Origin of the sequence: Candidatus Caldatribacterium sp. (genome assembly GCA_014359405.1) — a bacterium.
Lineage (GTDB): Bacteria > Atribacterota > Atribacteria > Atribacterales > Caldatribacteriaceae > Caldatribacterium > Caldatribacterium oleiphilum.
Genome location: JACIZN010000008.1, coordinates 17,692 through 23,826, shown reverse-complemented (window position 1 = coordinate 23,826; position 6,135 = coordinate 17,692). Strand labels below are relative to the sequence as shown.

Below are 6,135 nucleotides of genomic sequence, written 5' to 3'. Positions count from 1 at the left end.
CGAGGGGTCGCTCCTCAGACTTGACTGTGTTCTTGCTCCAGTGAATGAAGAGGTGGTCTTTGACCGAGTACTCCTTGCACAGAGCAACGGAGAGGTCCTCGTTGGGAAACCATACCTTGATGGTGCCCGGGTTAAAGGTCGTGCGCTCAGCGTAGGAAGGGCTCGGAAAATTATCGTTTTCAAGTACAAGCCAAAGGTGAACTATCGCCGGAAGAAGGGACATCGTCAGCCAATGACTGTGGTGCGAATCGAGAAAATCGAGGTAGCGGGGGTGTGAACTATGGCTCACAAGAAAAGTGGTGGGAGCGCAAGGAATGGAAGAGATAGCAATCCAAAGTATCTTGGAGTCAAGGCATACGGAGGTCAGTTTGTCCGAGCAGGGAGCATTCTTGTTCGGCAACGAGGAACTCGAATTAAACCGGGAATGAACGTGGGAGTTGGTCGCGATTACACCCTCTTTGCTCTTAAAGATGGATACGTCGTTTTCGAAACGAAAGGAGACCGAAAGCGGGTTTCAGTTCTCCCTCAAGTTCCTGTATGACTGTGTTCGTTGATCAGGCCTTCATCGAGGTTCGAGGAGGCCGCGGAGGAGACGGGGCAATCCATTTTCGTCGGGAGAAGTACGTCCCAAAGGGAGGCCCTGATGGGGGTGATGGAGGGGACGGGGGGAGTGTTTTCTTGAGGGCCACCTCGCGGAAGAAAACCCTTTACGATGTGACCCTGCAGCCAGTATACCAGGCTTCCCCAGGAGAACCAGGTAAGGGGAAAAAGCAGCACGGAGCAAAGGGTAAGGACATTGTCATCGAGGTTCCGGTAGGGACCCAGGTGTTCGACGCAGAAACAGGGGAGCTCCTTGCCGATCTTGTGGTAGATGGAATGGAGGTTCTCGTTGCCCAGGGTGGGCGGGGAGGAAAGGGGAATGCATCGTTTGCGACGGCTACAAACCGCGCGCCTCGTGTTGCCCTGCGAGGGGAGGAAGGGGAATCCCGAAGGATTCGCCTTGAGCTCAAGCTTATTGCTGATGTAGGGTTGGCAGGTCTCCCAAACGCGGGAAAATCCACTCTTCTCTCTGTAGTGAGTGATGCCAGGCCCCGTATTGCTCCGTATCCCTTTTCGACTCTACACCCTACCTTGGGGGTAGTACACCACAGGGATGAGCGGTTCGTCATGGTGGATATCCCCGGCATCATCGAAGGGGCAAGCCAGGGAGCAGGACTGGGTCTTGAGTTCTTACGCCATATAGAGCGGGTGAGGATTCTTCTCTGCCTTATCGATATGGCTTTTCCTTACTCTGGAGACCCCTGGAAGGACCTCTCCACTCTTCGTCAAGAATTTGCTCAGTACAGCCCCCGTATTCTTGCCAAGCCCTTCATCGTTGTGGGAACAAAGCTTGACCTTCCTGAGGCTCAGAGGAATTGGCAGCTTTTTGCCCAGAAGTTATCCCGGGAAGGAATCGAGGGAGTGGGAATTTCGGCGGTGACCCGTTTTGGTCTTGTGGATCTCCTGGATAAGGTGGTGGAGAAACTCCGAGCCTGTGAGGAAACGGAAAGCCCTGTTTCTTCCTCTCGGGAGCCTGAGGTGAGGAGGTCCTTTGGTTCCCCGCGAGTATACCGCTTTGCCTCTCAATTCCTTGAGCGACTCCTTAAAGAGCACCCTCCCGAGAAGGACGGAGAGGCTTTCAACCGGGAGCTTGCGGAGGCGGGATTCCTGCGATACCTTCAGGTTTTACCGCCCCAGAGTACTGTAGAGATTGGACCGTACCGATTAACCTGGACAGGAAGGGATCTCGTGTTCTCAGGATGGACAGAGGAACGCTCGTAAGGAATGCTCGTCGTGTAGTCATTAAAGTGGGAACGTCACTCCTTGTTGATGGTTCTTCTCTCTCCCTTGAGCGGTTAAGGTCTCTGGCCGAGAATCTTGCGATTTTGCGAAAAGAAGGGCGAGAGGTGGTTCTCGTTTCCTCAGGAGCCGTTGCCTGCGGCATGAGTGCCCTTGGCGTTACTAAGAGGCGAACTGACATCCCTTTCAAGCAGGCTATGGCAGCAATTGGCCAGGGGATACTCATGCAGCATTACTGTTCTGTCTTTGCTGAATTCGGAATCAAAGTGGCCCAGATTCTCCTTGCTCCTGAGGATGTGCACAATCGCTCAAAGTACCTGAATGCTCGAAACACGTTTGAGGCACTCTTGCGCCTTGGGGTGCTTCCCATCGTCAATGAAAACGATACCGTAGCTGTGGAGGAGATAAAGTTCGGTGACAATGATCGACTTTCAGCTCTTGTCGCCTCCATCATTAGTGCTGATCTCCTTGTTATTCTTTCCGACATAGCTGGGTTGTACAGTAGCGACCCTCGTCGCTCACCTCATGCGAAACTCATTCCCGAAGTCCGGGTCATCGACGAGAACATAGAGCGTGTGGCAGGAGACAAAGGGAGTGCCCTTGCCACCGGAGGGATGCGGAGCAAAATCTTGGCGGCAAAAATTGCCACTCTTTCGGGAATTGGAGTGATTATTGCCTCGGGGAAGGATTTTGGGATTGTACCTCGTCTTTTTGCCGGTGAGGATCTTGGGACGTTCTTTTATCCTGCCGAACGGTCTCTGCGCGGAAAGAAGAGATGGATTGCCTTTGGCATGATACCGCGAGGTAGAGTGAAAGTTGATGAGGGGGCCAAAAGGGCGCTCCTTGAGGGCAAGAGTCTTCTTCCTGCAGGGGTCACCGGCCTTTCAGGCCACTTTGACGTAGGAGACTGTGTGGAGGTTACAGATGGAGAGGACATGCTCATCGGGAGAGGGATTGTCAACTACTCTTCGGAGGAACTCGAGAGGATACGGGGCTTGCGGAGTGGGGAGATTGAAAGGGTTTTAGGGCATCGAGACTTTGATGAAGAGGTCATTCACGCTGATGATTTTGTGCTCTTTGGGGGGATGGAAAGGTGAGGGAAAGCATTCTCGAAATTGCCCGAAAAGCAAAGGAGGCTTCACCGGTTCTGGCCAGTCTCTCCTCGAAGGAGAAAGACGCCTTTCTCTTGAGACTTGCGGAGAAACTGATGGAAGAGAAAGGCCGTATTCTCGAAGCCAATGCCCTGGACCTCGAGAGGGCTAAGGCCTCTTCGATGAAACAATCGCTCCTTGATCGCTTGGCCCTCAATGAGAAGCGCATTAAAGACATGGCCCGAGGCCTTCGGGATATTGCCGCTTTGCCTGATCCGGTGGGAGAGGTCATTGACGGGACAAGAAGGCCAAATGGTCTTCTCGTCACTCGAGTTCGCGTTCCCTTGGGTGTTGTGGCCATCATCTACGAGGCAAGGCCTAATGTCACCATAGACAGCGTAGGGTTGTGTGTCAAGTCGGGAAACGCCGTAATCCTTCGGGGGAGTAGTTCTGCTCTATCCTCCAATCGAGCCCTGGTCCGTGTGGTCCACGATGTTCTCCGGGAGTGTTCTCTGCCCGAGGGCTGTGTGGGTCTTGTGGAGAGCGAAAGCCACGAGGATGTGAAGTTCCTCCTGTCCCTTCGGGAATACATAGATGTGGCCATTCCTCGAGGAGGAGCCGAACTCATACGTACGGTTGTCGAGAATGCCCGTGTTCCGGTTATCGAAACCGGGGTTGGAAACTGCCATGTGTACGTCGATGAGACGGCGGATCTCGATATGGCCGAGAGAATCGTTGTGAATGCCAAAACGCAGCGTCCCAGCGTTTGCAACGCCTGTGAAACGCTCCTTGTTCATGGACGTGTTGCTCCAGCATTCCTGCCCCGCATCGTTTCTGCCTTGCAGGCTGAGGGTGTTGAGGTGCGGGGATGCGAAAGGACGAGGCAACTGGTGCCGGGAGTTGTTCCTGCTTCTGAAGAGGACTGGTATACGGAGTACCTTGACCTCATCATTGCTGTTCGCGTGGTAGATAGCCTCGATGAGGCTATCCGCCATATCAATACTTACGGTTCCCATCATTCCGACGCTATTGTGACCTCTGATTACTCCCGGGCCATGGAGTTTCTCAGCAAGGTCGACTCTGCAGCGGTTTTTGTCAATGCTTCTACCCGGTTCACCGATGGAGGGGAATTTGGCATGGGAGCAGAAATCGGCATCAGTACCCAGAAGCTCCATGCTCGAGGACCTATGGGCCTGAGAGAGCTCACAACCTGGAAATTTGTCGTATACGGTTCGGGACAGATCCGAGAGTAAGAGGGGGATGAAGGGCGTTGCCCAAAAAGGGCATTATGGGAGGGACGTTTGATCCCATCCATTATGGGCACCTTGTGACTGCCGAGGAGGTGCGGGACTACTTTGGCCTTGAGGAGGTGGTCTTTGTCCCTTCGGGACGGCCACCTCACAAGATCGGCCAGAAAATAACGGATCCGGAACATCGGTACCTGATGGTGGTTCTTGCAACCGTAACCAATCCCTATTTCAGCGTTTCCCGGGTGGAGATTGAACGTCCGGGTCCCTCGTATTCTATTGACACGGTGCGATACTTCAAGTCCCTGTGGGGTGAGGATACGGAGATTTACTTCATTACGGGAGCCGATGCTTTTGCCCAGATTTCAACCTGGAACAATCCGGAAGAACTCCTCCGTCTCTGCACATTTGTTGCTGCTTCCCGCCCTGGATACCGTCTCCAGCAACTCGAGGGACCTTTCAAGGACCGGGTCAAGATTATAGAGGTCTCGGCTTTGGCCATTTCTTCTTCCGAGATACGCCGGAGGGTTAAACGAGGGGAGTCAATTAAGTACCTTCTCCCGGAGGCGGTGGAAAATTACATTTACAAACATGGACTGTACCGAGATTAGAAGAGCCGAGGAGTTCTTGGAGAGGTTTCTCTCGCCCCCTCGGGTGGCCCATTCACTACGGGTGGCTGAAGAAGCAGGGAAACTCGCCCGAGTTCATGGTGAGGACGTGCGTCGTGCATACCTTGCGGGTCTCTTGCACGATTGTGCCCGGGATCTCCCAAGAAGGGTTCTCGAGGAGCTCCTTCCTCCGTACCTCAAGGACGAGGGTTGCATGGTTCCCGAAATTCTCCACGCTCTTGCAGCTCCAGCTCTCCTTGAGAGAGAGCTCTGTCTTCGGGATTTCCGGGTTCTTCGGGCGGTTCGCTGGCATGCCACCGGCTGTGAGTGGATGTCCCCACTTGACAAGGTGGTCTTTGTGGCGGATATTGCCGAGCCCGGTCGGGAGTTTCCTGAAGCTTGTGAAATCCGCAGGGTTGCCTATGAGGATCTTCGAAAAGGGTATCTCCTGGCGCTTAGGACGAAAATGATTTACCTCCTTACAACGTACGGAGTCATTTATCCGGAAAGCCTTAAATCGTGGAATCGGGAAGTTTGCCTCTTGCACGGAGAAAGGAGTTTTCGATGAAGAGGAGCTGGAAAGTTTTCTACCTCATCCTTGGTTTCCTCATCGGTTTTGCTCTTCTCTTTATCCTTCTCCTTCTTGGTTTTGAAACTCCCTTCCGGTGGACCGTGGTCAAGAAGGTTATGGGGTACGTGGCTCCCGAAAATACCTGCATCCTTGTTGTGGGGCAGGACAGCATTAAGCCCCTTCGAAGTGATACCATTATTCTCGTCTTTGTGAATACTGAGCGTGGAGAGGTATTCCTCCTTTCTGTCCCCCGGGATTCGCGGGTGCTCATCCCTGGAGTTGGTTACGATAAGGCAAATCACGCTTACGCGCGAGGGGGCATAGAACTTTTGAGGAAGACCCTTGAAGAGAACTTAGGCGTAGAGATTCCTTACTTTGTGGAAGTCAACTACGAAGCTTTTGAACGAGTTGTTGATGCTCTTGGAGGGGTGGAGATCGAGGTTGAGAAGCCAATGTACTATGTGGACAGAGCGCAGGGTCTTTTCATCAACCTCAAGCCGGGAAAACAAGTCCTTGATGGGAAAAGGGCCCTGCAGTACGTTCGCTTCCGTCACGACCCTCTCGGAGACATCGGGAGGATCAAGCGACAGCAGGTCTTCCTGCAAGCACTTCTTGCCAAGATTCAGGACCCTGCTGTTCTTGCCAACCTTCCCTCGCTCCTTGAGAGCCTGAAAGCCGCCTTACATACCAATATCCCCCTTGAGACGATCCTCCAGTTTGCCCTGTGGTTCAAGGGGCTTGAGGAAATGGAAAAGCGAGTAACCATGGATATTCTGCCT

General features: G+C 53.3%; 6 protein-coding genes and 2 pseudogenes (2 of these 8 cut by a window edge). All 8 read left to right on the top strand.

Going from position 1 to position 6,135, the window contains the following annotated elements:
• A pseudogene (rplU, locus tag H5U36_01345) lies at positions 1-277 on the top strand (50S ribosomal protein L21); it begins 53 nt to the left of the window's first position.
• Between the two features lie 3 nt (positions 278-280).
• Positions 281-541 carry a 50S ribosomal protein L27 gene (gene rpmA / locus H5U36_01340; protein MBC7216827.1) on the top strand — a complete coding sequence of 87 codons (261 nt, stop codon included), beginning with the start codon at positions 281-283 and terminating at the stop codon, positions 539-541.
• A 2-nt stretch (positions 542-543) separates the two neighbouring features.
• Positions 544-1,821: a GTPase ObgE gene (gene obgE, locus H5U36_01335; GenBank protein ID MBC7216826.1), complete on the top strand. Its 1,278-nt coding sequence runs from the start codon at positions 544-546 to the stop codon at positions 1,819-1,821.
• On the top strand, positions 1,800-2,936 hold the full coding sequence (gene proB, locus H5U36_01330) for a glutamate 5-kinase (protein MBC7216825.1): 1,137 nt from the start codon (positions 1,800-1,802) through the stop codon (positions 2,934-2,936). The genes obgE and proB overlap by 22 nt, the downstream gene beginning before the upstream one ends.
• A gap of 8 nt (positions 2,937-2,944) precedes the next feature.
• Complete coding sequence (locus H5U36_01325) at positions 2,945-4,183, top strand: glutamate-5-semialdehyde dehydrogenase (protein ID MBC7216824.1); 1,239 nt, start codon at positions 2,945-2,947, stop codon at positions 4,181-4,183.
• Between the two features lie 35 nt (positions 4,184-4,218).
• Positions 4,219-4,788 (top strand): nicotinate-nucleotide adenylyltransferase, encoded by a 570-nt coding sequence (locus H5U36_01320; GenBank protein MBC7216823.1) that lies wholly within the window; start codon positions 4,219-4,221, stop codon positions 4,786-4,788.
• Positions 4,769-5,353, top strand: coding sequence for a bis(5'-nucleosyl)-tetraphosphatase (symmetrical) YqeK (yqeK, locus tag H5U36_01315; GenBank protein ID MBC7216822.1), 585 nt, complete (start codon positions 4,769-4,771; stop codon positions 5,351-5,353). The genes H5U36_01320 and yqeK overlap by 20 nt, the downstream gene beginning before the upstream one ends.
• Positions 5,350-6,135, top strand: a pseudogene (locus H5U36_01310) (LCP family protein) (it continues 154 nt past the right edge of the window). Before yqeK ends, H5U36_01310 begins: the two are co-directional and overlap by 4 nt.